Annotated in this window: 12 protein-coding genes; 6 read left to right on the top strand and 6 right to left on the bottom strand. The window is 53.4% G+C overall.

Going from position 1 to position 18,603, the window contains the following annotated elements:
• Positions 1–3 precede the first annotated feature (3 nt).
• The 4 genes from QVG61_RS04210 to QVG61_RS04195 form a co-directional block, all read right to left on the bottom strand.
• Entirely contained in the window at positions 4–807 is an 804-nt protein-coding gene (locus tag QVG61_RS04210; RefSeq protein ID WP_289932084.1) for a class I SAM-dependent methyltransferase, read from the bottom strand.
• Between the two features lie 212 nt (positions 808–1,019).
• Positions 1,020–1,973, bottom strand: a complete 954-nt coding sequence (locus QVG61_RS04205; protein ID WP_289932083.1) for a GNAT family N-acetyltransferase — start codon at positions 1,971–1,973, stop codon at positions 1,020–1,022.
• Between the two features lie 373 nt (positions 1,974–2,346).
• Positions 2,347–6,513: an FG-GAP-like repeat-containing protein gene (locus QVG61_RS04200; RefSeq protein WP_289932082.1), complete on the bottom strand. Its 4,167-nt coding sequence runs from the start codon at positions 6,511–6,513 to the stop codon at positions 2,347–2,349.
• A gap of 607 nt (positions 6,514–7,120) precedes the next feature.
• Positions 7,121–9,085: an aminotransferase class I/II-fold pyridoxal phosphate-dependent enzyme gene (locus QVG61_RS04195; RefSeq protein WP_289932081.1), complete on the bottom strand. Its 1,965-nt coding sequence runs from the start codon at positions 9,083–9,085 to the stop codon at positions 7,121–7,123.
• A 459-nt stretch (positions 9,086–9,544) separates the two neighbouring features.
• Between QVG61_RS04195 and QVG61_RS04190 the strand changes: the two genes are divergently transcribed.
• Genes QVG61_RS04190 through QVG61_RS04165 form a run of 6 tightly spaced genes read left to right on the top strand, consistent with a single transcriptional unit; the run spans position 9,545 to position 16,350 of the window.
• Entirely contained in the window at positions 9,545–10,612 is a 1,068-nt protein-coding gene (locus QVG61_RS04190; protein WP_289932080.1) for a polysaccharide biosynthesis/export family protein, read from the top strand.
• A 24-nt stretch (positions 10,613–10,636) separates the two neighbouring features.
• Positions 10,637–12,130, top strand: coding sequence for a GumC family protein (locus QVG61_RS04185; RefSeq protein ID WP_289932078.1), 1,494 nt, complete (start codon positions 10,637–10,639; stop codon positions 12,128–12,130).
• Between the two features lie 23 nt (positions 12,131–12,153).
• Positions 12,154–12,804: a CpsD/CapB family tyrosine-protein kinase gene (locus QVG61_RS04180; protein WP_289932076.1), complete on the top strand. Its 651-nt coding sequence runs from the start codon at positions 12,154–12,156 to the stop codon at positions 12,802–12,804.
• Between the two features lie 21 nt (positions 12,805–12,825).
• Entirely contained in the window at positions 12,826–14,382 is a 1,557-nt protein-coding gene (locus tag QVG61_RS04175; protein WP_289932073.1) for an O-antigen ligase family protein, read from the top strand.
• A 4-nt stretch (positions 14,383–14,386) separates the two neighbouring features.
• Positions 14,387–15,376: a glycosyltransferase family 2 protein gene (locus QVG61_RS04170; RefSeq protein WP_289932071.1), complete on the top strand. Its 990-nt coding sequence runs from the start codon at positions 14,387–14,389 to the stop codon at positions 15,374–15,376.
• Entirely contained in the window at positions 15,373–16,350 is a 978-nt protein-coding gene (locus QVG61_RS04165; RefSeq protein WP_289932070.1) for a GDP-mannose 4,6-dehydratase, read from the top strand. Before QVG61_RS04170 ends, QVG61_RS04165 begins: the two co-directional genes overlap by 4 nt.
• Here the strand turns inward: QVG61_RS04165 and QVG61_RS04160 are convergent.
• Positions 16,334–17,383 carry a hypothetical protein gene (locus tag QVG61_RS04160; RefSeq protein WP_289932068.1) on the bottom strand — a complete coding sequence of 350 codons (1,050 nt, stop codon included), beginning with the start codon at positions 17,381–17,383 and terminating at the stop codon, positions 16,334–16,336. The genes QVG61_RS04165 and QVG61_RS04160 overlap by 17 nt on opposite strands.
• A gap of 50 nt (positions 17,384–17,433) precedes the next feature.
• Positions 17,434–18,507, bottom strand: a complete 1,074-nt coding sequence (locus tag QVG61_RS04155) for a glycosyltransferase family 1 protein (protein ID WP_289932067.1) — start codon at positions 18,505–18,507, stop codon at positions 17,434–17,436.
• Positions 18,508–18,603: the final 96 nt, after the last annotated feature.

Genomic DNA, 18,603 nt, shown 5'->3' with positions numbered 1-18,603 from the left:
GCCCTATTTGACAGCTTGATTATGCGGTTTCCTGGTGATATTCGCCAGCAGATAGGGATTCAGGCCAGTCATCATCAGAAACGATGGCAAACGATCGATGAGCTGCAGGTAGAGGCGAAACAGCCCGGAAACCGGCTTCAGCAAGGGAGAGTTACGAAAGGCAAGGCCAAGGTAGTTGGCAACCGCCAGTGGCCGGACCGAATAATCGCCGTCCAGATGGCACAGGTAGTTCCTGATGTCAGCGTAACTGGGCAGAAAGGGATTCCAAGGCGAATGGAAAGAAAGGCCTGTCTTGCTGGCAACGTCCTGGAGGAACTTGACTCGCGATATATTATGCTGAAAATCTATGGGAAACCCCCGATTCGGGCAGGCAATGACCAGATTCCCATCTTTCTTCAGGACCCGGGTCGCCTCGCGCAGGAAGCGGATCCTGCTCGCTTCATAATCCGGATACAGTTCGGCCGTTTCTCCAACAGCTCCAACGTGCTCGATGACCCCCAGGCTGATGACCACATCGAAAGTCTCATCTTCAAAAGGAAGCGTCCTTCCATCCGACAGACAGAGATAGCGGGGATCCAGGCCGTGCTCGCCCCACCAAACGGCTCGCCATCCCATGTCTATGCCATAGGTCTGCCTGAAACCATTGGACTGAAGCTCGAAGACATCGGCGGCACCACCACAGCCCAGACACAGGATCCGATCAGAGCCAGTCACCCCCCATTGTTCCAGCAAGGGGACGAAATAGCGCCTGAAGCGCTGCCTTGTAGTCTCATCTTCCTGTTCGAGAAAATCGGTATCGGATGCCATGCCGCTGTATTCATCCTGCGGCTTGTCTGGCGCTTCGAATGACAGGTATCCCCGATTCCTGAAAAATTCACGGCCGCATCCTTCACACCGAGGCACAGATTCAAGATTGGCGCCGTCAATCTGCAATCGATGATGACAGCTCGGACATATATACATCTCCATACACTCCAGAATTTATTCTATCAACCCTTGCCGGGCTAATATTGCCGACGCTATTGTTTCCGCGACAACCGACTGCTGATCCACGACGACATGGACAGCTTGGCCTGCTTTAGCTGCTGTTTCAGCCTTACGAGATACCATTTTGGCATCGACTGGGGCAGAACATACCGATAGCTCGGGACTAGAATCGGCCGATAGGCGCGCTTCGACATTGTCAGATTGGGATAGCGATGCACGCTCTGCGCACCCATGTCATAGAACGGATAGCCCCTTTCAATGGCCCAGCGCATACCCTCCCAGTACATCAGATTGCTGGGCAGTCCCTTGCTGCGCTCATAGTCGAGAATACCCAGCCAGCCGAACACGTGTCGACCTACCAGGTGATACAACCCGCCTACAATCTCGCCATGAAGTCGAGCAACCATGAAAAAGCTCATGTCCGTTCGGAGCACGGCCTTCATGTGGTCCTGTGCCGGCAGCCTGAAGCCCTTCTGTCCATTTGCTATACGCCTGGCCAGATCATGGAAACGTACAAAATCGTCTTCCGATTTCGTTTCCTCAATAACCAAGCCGCCTTTTTGTCCACGTCTGACAGCCTGCCGGCAACGCTTCTCCATCCGCTTCCAGACCGCGTCTTCTCCCTCGCGGAGATCGACGACAAAATTATAGAGGTCGTCCGGTGAATTTCTGAAACGGTCGAGCGAAGGGCAGCGCTGATTGGTCAATATCTCGACGGAGCCAGCTCTCAGCCCCTTGATCGTTTCAAGCCATCTTTCAGACCCGCCATGCAACTCAGGGCTACCCACAATGGCTCGCGTTATGCCAATAAGAGGCTTCCTCTCTACAAAGACCTCCATTCCTCCGAGATCGAGCACTTCCATGCCATAGGCCTGGGCAGACAACGAAGCATAGGTCTTGTTCTGGTAGAACTCATAGCCACCCTCATCAAAACCGATCTCGGTCGCAGTTGCGACACGAAACCCTTCGGCAAGATCGTGTCTCATCTGCCACGGCCTTTGGACGACCCGCACAGAGCGGCCCCTATCCAGCATTTGCTCAATACCGCCCCCCTCGTCTTGGCCCGCATATTGCGCGAAGGCGGCCTCAAAAGCGTAATTTTTCTGGTTTTTATCAAGGCAGTGATCCCCTCTGCGAACAATTGTGCCCTGTTACAGTTTGTGCCTATTCGTGCAATATGCGGGCTAGCAGCCTGTCGGACTCAGGGCTGATCTACTGCGCGGGTGGGAGAGCGGCCCGAATCTCCCCGATTTCTCGTTGCGTAGTGCCCACTATGCGCCTCGAAATCGTGAAGATTCGTTCTCGTTCTCCCACCCTGCTCGCTACAATCGCCTAAGTCCGACAGGCTGCTAGCCCTTATTATTGAAACTTGTAATCGACCGGATGAAGGCCAACGATCCCGACCAGAGTGATCGTCTGCGTCTTGGGTACTCCAGCAACGACATAATCGATCCGCCAGATGCCCCCGGAGCCGGTATAGCTCAACATCGCACCTGCACCAAACCCGTCAAATAGCAGGAGGTCGCCTCCCAAGGCCTGATTACCTTCAAAATCGAGTACGGCTCCACCATCGCCCCGCCTGAACACGAACACATCTTCACCTGGCCCTCCCTTCATGACGTCGACCCCCTCGCCACCAAAGATCAGGTCATTGCCAGCACCTCCATCGAGATAGTCGTTTCCTGAATCGCCCCGGAGATAGTCAGACCCGTCACCGCCAAGCATGAAGTCAGCACCATCATCCCCAACCAGCATATTGGCGCCGGAATTGCCAATCAGCGTATTGTTCAACTCATTGCCAACACCGACAATATTTGCATTGCCAGTCAGCACAAGATTCTCGATGTTGCTGGCCATGTAATAATCGACGCTGCTGCGAACCTCATCGGTACCGCCGCCAACGAATTCATAGATACGATCATCCGCATCGTCGATATCATATACATCGTTGCCGGGCCCGCCGACCATGCGATCCTTGCCCGGCCCTCCCGAGAGGAAATCATCACCCTCCCTGGCGACCAGAATGTCATCACCTGTGTCACCATACAGCGAATCATCGCCCGCGCCGCCATGAAGAATGTCGATGCCTGGGCCACCTATAAGCTGCCCATCCGCCTCGACAAGATTGATTCCACCAAAGAAATCCGGCGTTCCATTCTGTTTCAGCTGGTTCCAGCGATCGATATCCGCCCCGGATTCGCCTCCTCCCCACTGGAGACCTACATCAAAGCCCCATAGAAACCAGTCACCGCCCCCTGCCTTGTAATAGCGGTTACCCTGTATGATTTGTTCGAAGAAAATCGTTGGCGCATCGATCAGAATCGCATAGGTATTATCCCTGGTTGGAACAATGATATTGTTCATCACCGTGTTATTCTTGGATTGACCATCCAGTTCAAGATTGTAGGCCCAGATACCAAACTCTGCAGGACGGGCAAACTGCGCATGCGCATTGGATTTCATGTTGGCAAACAGTACATTCTCGTAGAAGGTGTTGTCAGACGAACGCAATGCATTCATCCCTGGACCACCATTGTTGAATGATATGTTTCCATATACGTTGTTAAAATCGCTATATCTGTCCAGCTGGATACCGTTGCCATCGGGGCCCAAAACCTCGTGCGTGTTATAGACCACGTTGTAACGGATAATGTTGTGATTCGCTGCATCTTGAGTGCGTGATTCCGCAAGCAGATGTATGCCGCTGGTCCCGGTCAGGCCAAAGCCGTTCTCCAGAACCTCATTGCCCTCGACTATATAGTAATTGCCGGTCAATTCGATTCCGTGGACACCATTGTAGGAAATCACATTGTTCGATATATAGGACTCGTCACCTGCCACAGCATTGACCAGATTCACTGCCACACCATCGATGGCATTGCTGTGAATCAGATTGCCAGTAATCACATTGCCTGTTCCCGCACCACTGGTGATCCAGACACCTATGTCTGACTCACGGATCTCCGAGTTTTTTATCGTGATGTGATGACTCCCATTGCGGATCACGACTGAACCTTCCCCGCCATCCCGGATGGTCAGACCATCGAGCACCACATATGAGGCATTTTCAAAGATGATGCCTCCACTGATTATCGGATTTCCCACACCATTCTCACGTACGCCATAAGATCCGATTTCTACCGGACTGGATGCCGTACCCTGTGCCGAAACATAGACCTTGCCACCCTTCGATTCGGTGCCAACCTTTTGCAGATAGCGTTTTGCATCCCAGGTCACACTGGCCCATGAATCGAATGGTTTCAGGAATGACCCATCTCCCCCGGGCGGCGCCGTCGGGTCGATATAGATAGTCGGCTTGTCTCCTTGAAGGATCACCCCATTCACTTCGATCAGCTCGAAGTTGCGAACTGTCAGGCCCAAGGTAAAGAAGGTAAATTCAGGGTTGGATGCCACTGCTGAATTCGAATTTATAGCCAGAAATTCGACAAAGGCGTTGAGTTCTGCCTGAACCACCGGATCAGCATACTGCGTCGCAGTCAGCGTCAAACGCAAAGTATCTACACCAATGCCGCCATCATAGAAATCGCCTCCACTATTGCCATCCGTGCCATCCAGTACCAGGATGTCGTCGCCGGCCTCCCCAAACAGAGAATCATCCCCTGCTCCGCCATTCAGTATGTCATCCCCATCCCCTGCAGCCAGATGGTCGTTACCAGCACCTCCTTCCAGCTGGTCGTCACCGCTACCGGCATTCAGCATGTCGTCACCCTCACCTCCAGCCAGCAGGTCATTGCCGGCATTGCCAAACAATGCATCGTTGCCTGCCCCTCCGGTGAGCGTGTCATATCCACCCTTGCCAAACAGGACATCCGTTCCTGCCCCCCCATTCAGCACCACTGGAAAGATGATCTTCAGCGTGCTGTTGCGCGGGATGCGGGTCATGGTCTGCAGCGCGCCCCCCGGCCAGACAACCTGAACCTGGTCGATGGCACGACTTCCGGAACCGACTCCGAAATGAGCAACCATTTCATTCTGTCCCAGGTAATTGCTGCCGGCGTTGAATTCGAATACCTGCTCAGGCGATGTAGGCTCAACGCGAACCTTGACACGCACCCCAATACAAGTCCGATGACCCGCACATTCGATCCTCAACCAGTCGTTGGCATTCCCTCCATCGTTACGATAGAGGACGGGTCGTCCGCCGTTATTTACCACAAAAATGTCCAGATCTCCGTCCTTGTCGTAATCGAAGGTCAGCAGCCCCTTACCTGAAGCAGTATCAGTCAGACCAACAAGAGCGGCCTTCTCGGTGAATACACCGGCACCATCATTTTCCCAAAAACGCATGACATCGTTTTCAAACGGGTCGTCCAGAGTGTAGGTGGCCTCATTTGGAAAATTCATCCCATTGGTCAACACCAGGTCCTGGTCACCATCGTTGTCATAGTCAATAAAGCTCGCCCCCCATCCCCAGCTACCGTCCCTGACACCGGCACTGTCCGTAACATCGGTAAACGTCCGGTCACCATTGTTGCGAAACAGCCGGTTGCCGCTTCCGCGCCATGTGCACGATGCCGTGGCACAGGTATTTTCAGGGTCATATATCGAAGCGACGAACCAGTCGATGCGCCCATCACCATCGAAGTCGGCAAGTGCCGAGCCCATGCCATTTTCGTCCGTCCCTACATTTGCCGCCTGAGTCCCATCGGTGAAGGTGCCATCTCCGTTGTTCCAGAACAGCCGGCTGGTTCCGAAGTCGCCGGTAATCAGAAGATCCTGAAATCCATCCTGGTCAAGGTCGGCGAAGCGGGATGCAAGGCTGAATGTACCAGCAGCCGTTCCTGGCACGGCGTCGACAGAAACACCCGCGGAAAGTGTTACGTCATCGAAATAGCCAGGCCGGGAACTCCCCTGGTTGCGCAAGAGTCTGGAATTCGATGCCGCTGCGCCTGGATTCAGATCATCGGTCCTCCATTCAGTCGTATGGATATCCAGATATCCATCACCATCATAGTCTCCAAAGGTCACACTGAAACCATAGTGCTCGTCCGTTCCGCCGATACTGGCGCCACGTGCCGCTGCTTCTTCCGTGAATCCACCTTTTCCATCGTTGATATACAGATAGAAGCGCTTGTCTGACAAGCTGGTCACATACAGATCGAGATCACCGTCGTTGTCGATATCTGCCCAGGCCGCTCCATTGGAGCCATTCCCGCGCGTTATCCCTACAGCGGCCGCCACATCTACAAAGGTGCCATCTCCCTGGTTACGGTACAGAAGATCTGGTCCATCAAGGCGCGTGACATAGAGGTCCACCCATCCATCATTGTCATAATCACCGGCGGCTGCGGCTCCACTCATGTAATCCGCTTGGTGGAAACTGGGCGATGGATCCGGTAACTGATGTTGCTGATAGTCGATGCCGGCAGCCAGCGTCACATCGGTGAACATGACTGCTGAGACAGCGGATTCATGCCAGAACGTGGCACCGGTCAGCATCGCCCAGGCAAGCACGAGCAGATGATGAATCGCATATCGTCTGTTTTTATTCATGATCTTTCGCATTCTCATCCCGTTCTCACGGCACAGGCTGCCGGGTACAGGGCAGGACTGGGCCATCGCTGACAAACTTCAGGAGCCTGCGACCAGCGCTTGCGGGTCATCAACTTCCTTCATAAGCCGATTCTGAATCACTTTCGGAAACAAGGCATACGGAACCGGGCAAAGGGCAGGCCACCTCCGTGATATTGTTATTCGGAACATGCCCTGCCTGCTGCCTCCGGCAAAACACGCCATCGAAATCGAACAAATAGATGCAAGAACACGGCCAGCCCGACCAGCGCCTACACAACAGCTTGAACAACAAAAGATTTTTAGTTTTTATCCACAGCCGGGAGGGAGCCCGGCACGCCATCTTGCGCAGGTTTGTAAGATTTTACGACAGCCGAGCGCCCCGCATGTCAGGCCTGGCCAGGATATTGCTCCAAGGCGGCCCCTATGATCGGAGTGCAGGCTGGTATACAAGGCCAGGAGGCTCGCAAATAGGCCCTCGTGGCGGAGTACACTTTGTGCCTATTCGATCTCAGAACGCATCTGGCTCCGCCCTGAGAATCGAATCCTTGGTGCAATATTTAACGCCGTATCCTGCCTCAGAGGGTTTCTCAACAGGCTGCTAGAAACGCTTCAGATAGTCCAGGATCCGCTCATTGTGAGCCGGCAGGCCCACGGGCAACAGTGCATAGTTGCGCAGGAATTGCTTGACGTCGGGCAGGATCAGACCTTCAGTCATCAGTTCGGTCCGCATCCTGTCCTGATCGAGAGGGCACTCGTAGAGTATGAAGTTCGTCTCGGTCGGCATGTTGTCTATGCCCATCGCATCCAGCGCGGAAGCCATTCTTCTGCGCTCGGTATGATTGCTGGCAAAGGTTTTCTGCTGGGCGGCCTCATCGCCCAAGGCAGCGATAGCCGCCTGCGCGGAGATGGCCGGCAATGCAAAGGGCATTCCGGCCTTTTCCAGCAGAGCCAGGACCTCCGCCCGTCCATAGGCATAGCCGACCCGGCAGCCCGAGAGCGCAAAGAACTTGGAAAAAGTGCGCAGGCCGACTACCGGGGCCTCGATCGCATCGAGCATCGCTGGCAGATCGAAACGCTTTTCCGGCTCGGCATAATCGAAATAGGCTTCGTCAATAACCACCGTCACATGCGCCGGCACCTGATCCAGGAACTGCGCAAGCTCTGCGGGAACGACCGCCGTACCGGTGGGGTTACAGGGATTGACGAGGTAAAGCAGCCGTGTCCGCGGCGTGATTGCCGAGAGCATTCCATCCAGGTCGTGACGCAGATTCTTTTCCTTCATGCTGCCCAGTTGCGGGATCATGGTTGGCATGAGCTTCCAACGCTGCATGAAGGCCATGAAAAACGACCAGGTCGGCTTGGTGATGACAATATGATCACCGGGCTGTGTGAACACGCGCAACAGCCTGTCGATCAGCTCACTGCTGCCGTTGCTGACGATGACTGATTCACGCATCAGGCCAAGCCGTGCGGCGATCGCGTCACGGAGTTGAGCATACTCGGGGTCAGGATAGCGGTAGGCTGCTGCCCCCGCCACAAAATCCTCCAGCGCCGATTGGACACCCGGATAGTAGTGCATGGGATTTTCCAGCAAGTGCATGTAACTGCCTGGCGCCTCGATAAGCGGTGGCGACACATCCTTGCGATAGGTTTCCGGACTGATGCGTATCGGTGCCGCGGACGAAAGCGGCTCGTGCATCAAGCGTGCTGCAAGGGGATCCGGGCCGAAGGCCGGCTCATTGATTGTACGACCCTGGATTTCTCCGGCAGGCGCCATTGCCGCATAGAGAAAAGCATCGGTGACCACAGAGGCATCGTCCATCAATGCATATTCTGCACTCTCGAAATAGGCCTGTGTCATCGACGTCCTTACCGAACGCGGGCGGATATTGACCGCTGAGACCAGCCCGTCGTCGCCTTCGGCAACCAGGGCCGTGGTAATCCCTTCCAGAGCTGTCTTGGAAACACAGTAGGCGCCCAGGAAAGGCGCGCCCAGGCCCACGATGCCGGAGGAAACATTGATGATGCGCACATGCCGCTTCCGCTGCAGGGCCTGACGAATCACCTCACGAGTGCACAGAAAGGGAGCGGTAAGGTTGCTGCGTAAAACATCTTCCCATTCTTCAGGCAGTACATCCCATAGAGGACGATCCATCGGCCCGGGAGTTGCCGCGTTGTTGATCAACACGTCGATGCCCCCAAAAGCGGACAGCGTTTGTGAAACGAGACTCCGAACCCCTTCTTCGCTGGAGACATCCGCCGCCACGGTCAAAAGTCGCCTGTCCTGCGCAGCGAGGTCGGACGCAGCGAGCTCGAGCTTCGCCGCATCACGTCCGTTCAGGACCACCTTTGCGCCCGCCTTGAGGAACGCACGGGCCAGTTCCAGACCTATGCCTCGGGAGGAGCCGGTAATGACTACCACCTTGCCGGCCAAATCATCACGGCCGTATGATTCAATATCTATTTTCCTGGGTTCAGGTGGAACGGCAGAAGAAGCCAGCTTGCCCCATATTTTCTTTACTAGCAGATAGTTCCTGGCCCAGAACCTGCGCAATCGACGCACTATTTTTCCCTCGCCTGTACACCGGCGGCCACGACCAGCATCGCGGCATGTGATCCGGCGGACACATCCTGGAATTGATCTGTTGTCAACTAAACCACTATTTTTGCATGGTTTATTATGGGTCTATGGCCGATCCTCCCGCTGGTGGAGGACCGGCCCCGCAATCGCGCTTCATGGCTGCGGTGAAATACACCACCCCGCATGCGAAAAGATCGGCAGGGTGTCGCCGGCGGAGGACTGGTATTCGCACCAGAGCAGGAACAGCCCCGTCAGCAGACCGCTCAGCGACTCCCATGATCACCCTGGCAGCGGCCGCGCGCCGCGCAGGGATTCAGCCCCCCCCGGCGGCCATCGGCCTGCTTCATCGGCATCAAGAGCCAGGGAGAACCTGAGTTGCTATGAGCATGCCACCTACTCTACCATTAAAACATCAACCTGATACAGAATAAATCGACCCCGATGAAAGCAAAATTCCTTCTTGGTCTGGCCATCCTCTTGAGTGGCTGCACGACTGGCAACCCCTTTCACACCGGCTCGCTGCCGGACCCGAAAGACGATTCAGCAATAATCGAAGAGGGAAGAATTGCACTCGATAAGGAAGCTGATGACGCCTTGAAGCAGATTCGCAATGGCCTGAAACGTGGCGTATCCGGCTACCGGCTCAGCAGTGGCGACAGACTCGAGGTCCTGTTTCATTTTGGCACGGATCCAGAACCCGCTGAGTACGTACTCGGCGTCGGCGACAGACTGCGGGTGGATTTCTTCTACCACAGCGAGGCATCGAGGGAAGTCGTCATCCGACCCGATGGGAAAATAACGCTGCCCATAAAGGGTGATTTTGCTGCGGCGGGACTGACGCCCAGTGAGTTAAAGGAGTCGGTATATACGGCATTCAGTGATTTCTTCAACGAACCCATAGTCACCATAAGCGTCGAGGAATCCGCGCGTACTGAGGACCTGAAGGATACACTGAGCAGCATCCAGCGAGGCAGAGCCAAGCTGGTCTCCGTCGGCCCGGATGGAAAGGTCTATCTGCCCTTCCTCCCGGGGCTCGATGCAAGGGGGCTCACTGTCGACCAGTTGCGCGAATCGATCAATGTGCATTACAGCCGCCGCTTCGGCAGCCTCTCTGTCTCGGTACTGCTGGACGAAATGCTGGGCAACAGAACCTTTGTCTTTGGTGAGGTTCCGAAACCCGGCATACTGCCCGGGAATCTGCCTCAGACGGCACTGCAGGCCGTGGCTAGTGCAGGCGGCCCGTTACCAACATCGGCCTTGAACAGGATAAAAGTCCTGTATTGGGATGAAGAAAACAGGGCACATGTACGCACACTGGATTTCAACGAGATATACAAAGATCCAAGCAAGGACATCATGCTGCCGAAAAACAGCACCATATACGTCCCACCATCGAGCATCACGGTCGCCGATCGCTTCATGGATCAGTACCTGAGAAAACTGTTACTCTTCAACGGGACCAGTCTCGGCTTCAGTTATGAACTGCATGCTGACAACCCCTATGACTAGCCCGTCCACATCCACACGGAAGAGATGATGAGAGAATTGAGCCCGGTTTCCATGCGGGATATATTGAATATCCTGTTTAAGCATCAGAGGAAGATTCTCGCCGTATTTGCCATCGCCATCGTCTCGGCAACCGGCTATCTGCTCTATACCAGCCCGGTCTACCAGGCAGAAACGAAAATTCTGGTAATGCTGGGACGAGAGAAATTCTCGGCCATCGATGCCTATAACAAGGATACATACAACATCCTGTTCCAGGAGCGTGGTCAGAACATCAATAACGAAATCGAGATCATCACGGATCCTTACCTCACCTACAAGGTGCTCGACAGATTACAGAACGAGATCCAGATCGATGAAAGACCTCCCGAGGATCTATGGAAAAGGCTGAAGTATTACGCGAAGGAACTGCTGAAGGAAATAAAGGACATTGTTTACGCACCACTCTACTGGACAGGGATCAAGACCCGACTCAATGAGCGCGACGCATTGGCCTTGGATCTGGCAGGATCCCTCGGTATCGAGTTCATAGAAGACACCGATATAATCAAACTGACGGTTGGCTGGACCGACCCAAACATTGCTGCCCATATCGCGAATGCCTACGCAGAAGAATATGTCAAGCGCCATATAGAAGTCTTGGCCAGCAACAACTCCCAGAACTTCTATCGTGATCAGATCAAGTTGTACAGCGAAAAGCTTCATGCCATCGAGGCACAGCTCGACGCCTTCCGCAATCAGCACGGGATCAGCAACCTGGCCTTGCAGAAGGAACTGCTGCTGCGCGACATCTCGGAGCTTGAAACACGCTACAATGAGGCACGCATAGCCTTCGAGGAAGAACGAATCAAGTCTGAATCCGTCGAACAGACATTCAAGCGCACGGATGATTGGATAGAAACACCTGACATCGGCGACAAGCTGGCCGACCTAGGCCGGCTCGATCAGCAATATTTTGAACTGCTTGGCAAACGCAACCGACTCTCGACGACCCACACCCAGGAATCACGTCAGATTCGCGACATCGATTTCGAACTCGAACAACTCCGAAATCAGAAAGCACGCAGCCTGATGAATTATTTCAAGACCAGCCTGAATGTTCTTGGTCACAAGAAGGATACCCTGGCCGCCGAACTGAAGGAGAAGAAATCCCTGCTGCAAGCCTTGAACGCCAAGGCACTCAAGCTGGCCGAACTGGAGCGCGCCCACAAGATAAATGAACAGAATTATCTGACGTACCGCAAGAAGGCTGAGGAACTGCGTATTTCTGATGACCTGAATGACAGGAATATAACCAGCATACGGATCGTGAGCCCGGCAACCGCCCCCCCGATTCCTGCCTCACCGAGAAAATCGCTGATCCTTGCGATTTCCGCCTTCCTTGGCGCATTCCTTGGTATTGGATACGCCATCCTGGCTGAATATTTCAGCCATACATTCAGGGATGGAGAGGACATCTCTCAGGTGCTCAATACACAACTGCTTGCCGTCATTCCTGATGTGAACAATACAAAAACCTAGTTCCAGCCGAACAAACCAGAGCCATGCCTCCAGAAATGACAAATATCCCGATCGCACTTCCTGAACATGCAAGAGAGCCATTGCTGAGAGCTGTCGCGCAGATTCGCCGGGATACCAAGCGCGACAGGCTATGCGTAGGGATATGCGGATGTCACCATGCTGTAGGCAGCAGCACAATCACCATCAACATGGCACATCAGGCCGCTACGAACTGGCAGGAAAGCGTCTTGCTTATCGAAGGCAACAAGCGCAGCCCGTCGTTCTCCTCCTATTTCAAGCTGGATGCGGACACAGGCTTCAGCGAATATCTGTCAGGGAGTTGCGATATTGATGAAATCATCCACACCCCATCAGATGCATCGTTCAAGATCATCACCTCGGGCACCGACAAGAGACCACTCGCCATACGCAATCTTCCTGGATTGATGGCCAGCATCAACAAAAAAGCCGAGATGAGCTTCATCGACCTGCCGCCGGTACTCCCCTATACAGAGGCGGCCGAGTTGGCATCCTGCCTTGATGGCGTCATCCTTGTCATTAGATCAGAACAAGACAAATGGGAAGTTGCCAAGGCAGCAGCACAACTCCTGGAGAAATCCGGAGCAAGACTCCTCGGCACAATACTGAACCGCAAGCAGTACTATATTCCATCCTGGCTGTATCCGCTTCTATAGCCATGATGCAGCTACCGAGTCATGCCTAAAACAGCTGCACACTACCATCCAGGCACGCCCCGGTCAGACTCACACATGCCCTTACCGGGAAAAATATGCCCCTCGCACGTATTGACCGTGATCTTTGGCGTGGCCGCGGGCGCTGGCGCCGTGATTCTTGGCCATCTTCCTACAAAATATACAGCCGCAGTATTTGCTGTTCTTATCCTGGCTGCATTTGCACTACCACTTCGGAATTCCGAACGCCTCACTGGCGCACTGATAGCATTGCTTGCATTCATGCTACCGGTAAACCTTGACATCAATTTCTTCTATCGACCGCATGTCGGCGGCGCCTCGGGCATCGGCATAACCGGAAGCCTGCTGATTGTCTTTGCACTCTATGCACTACTCCTCTATCGATACATGGCAGGCTTGCAGCAGCCTCTGTTCCGATACAACAGGATGCTGTTGTGGGCACCACTGCTCTATATGGCAGCCGGCGTCCTGTCTCTGCTGAATGCAGACTATCCAGAGTTGACACTGCTTGGATTGCTCCGCCTCGGCACCATGCTGCTGACACTTATTATCGTGATGAACATACGCAGCTACCGGCACGTTGCGATATTCATAATCGCCCTGTCCGCAAATGTTGCCCTGCAGGGTGCGCTGGCGGCCACCCAGTATGCAACCGGCAATTCGCTGGGGCTTGGCATCTTTGGCGAGGAATCCCTCGTCACACAAAACATTGGACATGTGGTGAGCCGCGCTACCGCCACCGTGGGTCACCCGAATATATTGGGTTATTTCTTCGAGATCACCCTACCAATAATTTTTGGACTATTTATCGTCGCCAAGGGAATATGGAAAAAACTCTGGTTCTTGGGCGTTCTCGGTATTGGCCTGGTTGGGATTGGTACAACACTGTCCCGAGGCGCATGGATCAGCCTTCCGGTTGGGCTTTTCATAGTTTTCTGGGTATTGTACCGAAAGCAGATCTTCAAGATCGCTTCTGCAGCCAGCGGGTTTGTACTGGGCTGCATCTTCCTGGTTGGCCTCTATTATGCATTCCCAACCATTGAAAAGCGCTTCAGCCATACCGACTACAAGAGTTCGGCCTCGCGCATGCCACTGAATCTCGCATCCATCTCCATCATCAAGCAATTCCCGATAACAGGTGTTGGACTGAACAATTTCTCGGAGGTCTTCAAACGCTACGACACAACCGGAAAGTCACGTATATTCAAGGGGTACAAGCACGTTGTCCACAACCTCTATCTGTTCGTCTGGACCGAGGTCGGAACTATAGGTTTCATTGCCTTCCTGTGGGTATTCATTGCAACTTTCCTGGTAGCCAGATCGGCTTATCCACGCGCGCCACCCTGGGCCAAAGCCGTCCTGGTAGGCATATGTGCTGGAATAGTTTCACATATGATTCATGGCATGGTCGACCCGGGCTTCAAGGTGACCTTGAACATCTCCCTGATGATATATGCCTTCATCGGACTGGTCGGTGCCATCTGGCTTATTGAACGAGCCAAATGCATGGAAAAGGCGGACCGGATTTCCACCACGGAAATCCATGCTACAAACCCATAGTCCAATGAGCATCAAACTCAGCATCATCATCGTCAGCTGGAATTGCAAGGGAGTGCTCAGGGATTGTCTGAAATCGCTGGACAATGCTCGGCTGGATTTCAGGCATGAGATCCTGGTGGTTGACAACGCCTCGCGCGATGGAACACTGGACATGGTTAGAGTCGAGTTTCCAAAGGTCGATACCATCGCGTCGGATGAGAATCTTGGATTTGCCCGCGCAAACAATCTTGGTATCCAGCAAACTACTGGCGAATATATCCTTCTTCTCAATCCCGACACCTTGATCGAACAAGCCGAAAGCATCTCAAGACTGGTTGAATTTCTCGATCAACATCCGGATATTTCAGCAGCGGGGTGCAAGCTTCTGCATGAAGATGGCAGGCATCAAGTAGGGGATGCTGGTTATTGTCCAACCCTGACCAGCATTGCTGCTCACAGCCTGTTTATTGGCAAGCTGTTTCCTGGATCGATAAAAAGTGTTTATCTCCCCGAAGTCAAGCACAAGCTACAAAGTCTGCCCGTGGACTGGATATGCGGAGCCTGTTTCCTTTTCAGAAGATCACTGATCAGCAAGATTGGGCTGATGCGGGAAGATATTTTCATGTATGGCGAAGACATGGAATGGTGCTGCAGAATCCGCAATCAGGATATGCATATCCATTATCTCCCCGGGGTAACGATCACCCACATCCAGGGTGGAACGCAAGCCCAGGAATCCCCGACCAGCTGCAGCTGGATACTCGGCCTTGCTCGCACCTATGTCGAGACAAACACCAGAAGCAAATGGCTCACATTCAAACTCATACTCATGACCGGCTTCACAATCAGGCTGTTCCTATATATACTCGGGTACGCTTTAACCCATAACAAACAATACCATACACGCCATTTGCAGATGCACGATTATCTGCGCTACACGCTGGCCTTGAAGAAGGCCGACCTTGGCATATTGAGCCATGCCGGGAACGCGAGCACAGCGGACACACACAAATGACCAAGAAAGCCCTTATCTTTGGCATCTCGGGACAGGATGGGGCATATCTGGCAGAACACCTTTTGGGAAAAGGCTATACGGTTCACGGAAGCTCAAGGGACGCCGAAAGTAACCCCTTCCATGGCCTGGAAAAGCTGGGCATCCGAAACGACGTCAGCCTGCATTCCGCATCTCTCAACGATTTCCGCAATCTTCTCCACCTGATCACCGAGGTCGAGCCTGACGAAATCTATAATCTTGCAGGTCAGACATCAGTCGGACTCTCTTTCATACAGCCAGTCGAGGCATTCGACAGTATCGCTCTGGGCACCGTTCAGATCCTTGAGGTCATCCGTTATCTGCGAGCCCCAATCCGCTTCTATAATGCTGGCTCGAGCGAATGCTATGGTCAAATCGAACCTGGTGCCAGCTGTGACGAAAACACTCCGTTCCATCCCCGGAGCCCTTATGCTGCTGCCAAGGCCGCTGCGCACTGGACCACCGCAAATTACCGTGAGGCGTATGACATCTATGCCTGTACTGGAATATTGTTCAACCACGAATCGCCATTGAGGCCAAGGCGCTTCGTGACCAGGAAGATCGTCCAAACGGCCGTGCGTATTGCAATGGGCGAGAATATCAACCTGACACTCGGCAATCTGGAGGTATGGCGTGACTGGGGCTATGCCAAGGACTACGTTGATGCCATGTGGCGAATGCTTCAGCTTGACAAGCCGGAAGACCTTGTCATCGCAACAGGCGTATCCTATAGCCTGCAGGACTTCCTGAGCAAGGCTTTCGAACGGCTTGGTCTCGACTGGAAAGACCACGTGCAACAGGAACAATCCCTGTTTCGACCGTCAGACATTGCCTATAGCCGTGGCAATCCGGCAAGGGCCTATGAGGTCCTTGACTGGAAAGCAAAGACGCAATTTGACGATCTGATCAGCCTGCTGATCGAAGCCGAGCAGCAAGACGCTATTCCGGCAAGCTGACTTCGATGAGACCAATACCGGAAGCGAGCAGGTTTTTTCTGTCATGCCCTGCGAACCAGACTCGAAATCTGCCATTTTCATAGAGTGCCGTAGGTGCGCGTACCTCGGACCTCGTCCATGACAGATCCTCTCTCTTCAGAAAAGGCTCTGGATCCTCCTTCCACTTGATTCCGTCGCTAGAAACTGCATGATGCAACGCGACCTGGGTCCATCTTGGCCTGGTTGCAATGACATCGTAAAAAAGGTGCAGCCTGGTTCCAACAACGAGGGCACTGGGTGTCGAATATCCTGCATAACGTTCTGGTGCATCACTCGAATATCTGGGCCCCTGCTCGAGCACCTGTACAGGTCGGCCAAAATGGTGGCCATCGTCTGATATCGCCAGGCCAATGACCGATTTATTCGAGGGTTTCTTCCCGTTTTTCCTCGCACCTGAAGCATGAAAGTAGAGATAGACCCTGTTGTTGAACACAACGGCGGCCGGCTCGGCAACGTGGTAGCCATTCCAGTCGCGCCCGGGATTCCCCGTTGGCTTCAATACTGGCACATCTGAAGCTCGTTCCCATTTGATTCCATCCTCGGAAATCGCATGCCCAATTGCCAGTGGTCCGCGCAGTCCCTTGTCGCCCACACCCGTGTAATACATGTGATACCGACCTTTGAAATGGACTACGGACGGGGTTTCGACCTTCTTGGAATCAAAGCTACCCCGCTTACCCAGTGACAGCAATGGCCTGGTGTCTATTTCCCAGTGAATTCCATCCATGGATTCAGCCCGGAATGGCAACACATTCTTCCACTTCCCGGCAATATTGGAAGTCAGAAACATCACATAACGATCGCCTTGTTTGATGACACATGGATCGTTCCATTGCGACATGGGCATTGCATCACCGAAGGTGATTACGCGCCTGGTTTGCTCGTAACCCCTGGGCCCGACCTTACCTGGCTGCGTGCCACCATTGCAGCCGGACATCCCGGCAGCCGCAATCAAGACAATGAAGATTGAAGTAACTTTCTGCATGATATTCATATGCATAATCATTTGAATTGCTTTCCTGTCACATACCCTGTCATCACTATCTATTCAAATATACGAACGATGCCCTTCGCCGCCCTTCTCCAGGTAAAGCAGCCCAGATGTTCTTTCAGCTCTTCCAGAGGGTACCCTTCATGGGAGTCGAGCACATCGCGCATTTTATCGGCCAGTATCGATCCAGCATCCTCGGTGTTCGGATCGAAATAATGAACCAGATCACCGCCCGCCTCTGGCAGAGAGGTCGTATTGGAACAGATCACAGGAACCCGGTGACTCATCGCCTCAAGTATGGGTATACCAAAACCCTCTGCAAATGTTGGGAAGACGAACAGCTCGGCATTGGAATAGAAGGCCTCGAGATCACTGTCTGAAATACCCTTCAAATGGATCACGTCAGGATTTCTCTCTATTCTTTCCAACACATCCATGCAACGAAAGTCTTCATGTCCGATTATTATCAGCTTGAGTCCATCCCTGTTCAGCTTCTCAAAGGCATCGATCAGCGTCACAAGATTCTTGCGAGGCTCAAGGCGCCCCACATATAGCACATAGGGCTTGTAAGCGAAGGCCTTTGCAGTCTGCGTCGCATCTGGCTCCCTCAACCCTTCGGTACCTGGTGGACAGATATAAATCCTCTCTGGATCGACCCCATAGCATTGAACGAGAGAGCGCTTTGTCGCCTCGGATATTGTAATGATTGCCCTTGCCCTTGGGGCACAGAGGCGGGTCATCGTTCCGAACTGCAGGGCAAAACGTTTGGTAAAATATTGTGCATGCGTCTCGTAGAGAATATCATGAATGATCATGACTTGGCGCTGCTTGAAGACCAGCGGTGATATGTAATGAGTGACCAGGTAATCCAGCCTGTCACGCAACTGAATATAAGGCCAATAGAACAACAGACGAGGCGCCGACGACCTCACCGCAATACGCTTGTGCACGAAATTGGCGTAAGGCAGCATCCTTGCCGTTTCATCAGGATCGAATGAGTAAATGATGTAACTGTTCGTAGTATCGAGGCAAGCTATCTGCTCGAGAATATGCCGCAAATAAGTCCGGCTGCCTTGAAACTTCCCGGTCAGCACATGCGCATCGACACCGATTACCCTTTTTGTCACTCAGCCTCCCATCTGACTTGCAATCTTGACGTGATATGATGACATGGGATTTGATCGATATCCTGGATCAGGATTATCCGGTATCCCCGAATCCCA

It is taken from the genome of Thiohalobacter sp. IOR34, from assembly GCF_030406045.1.
Lineage (GTDB): Bacteria > Pseudomonadota > Gammaproteobacteria > Thiohalobacterales > Thiohalobacteraceae.
Note: the sequence above shows the minus strand (reverse complement) of the source record. Positions and strands in the feature narration are given on the sequence as shown.

Excerpts from the sequence above, each read along its gene's own strand:
- QVG61_RS04210 (WP_289932084.1), bottom strand. The coding sequence starts at position 807 with ATGGCATCCGATACCGATTTTCTCGAACAGGAAGATGAGACTACAAGG.
- QVG61_RS04205 (WP_289932083.1), bottom strand. The coding sequence starts at position 1,973 with ATGAGACACGATCTTGCCGAAGGGTTTCGTGTCGCAACTGCGACCGAG.
- QVG61_RS04200 (WP_289932082.1), bottom strand. The coding sequence starts at position 6,513 with ATGCGAAAGATCATGAATAAAAACAGACGATATGCGATTCATCATCTG.
- QVG61_RS04190 (WP_289932080.1), top strand. The coding sequence starts at position 9,545 with ATGAAAGCAAAATTCCTTCTTGGTCTGGCCATCCTCTTGAGTGGCTGC.
- QVG61_RS04185 (WP_289932078.1), top strand. The coding sequence starts at position 10,637 with ATGATGAGAGAATTGAGCCCGGTTTCCATGCGGGATATATTGAATATC.
- QVG61_RS04180 (WP_289932076.1), top strand. The coding sequence starts at position 12,154 with ATGCCTCCAGAAATGACAAATATCCCGATCGCACTTCCTGAACATGCA.
- QVG61_RS04175 (WP_289932073.1), top strand. The coding sequence starts at position 12,826 with ATGCCTAAAACAGCTGCACACTACCATCCAGGCACGCCCCGGTCAGAC.
- QVG61_RS04170 (WP_289932071.1), top strand. The coding sequence starts at position 14,387 with ATGAGCATCAAACTCAGCATCATCATCGTCAGCTGGAATTGCAAGGGA.
- QVG61_RS04165 (WP_289932070.1), top strand. The coding sequence starts at position 15,373 with ATGACCAAGAAAGCCCTTATCTTTGGCATCTCGGGACAGGATGGGGCA.
- QVG61_RS04160 (WP_289932068.1), bottom strand. The coding sequence starts at position 17,383 with ATGAATATCATGCAGAAAGTTACTTCAATCTTCATTGTCTTGATTGCG.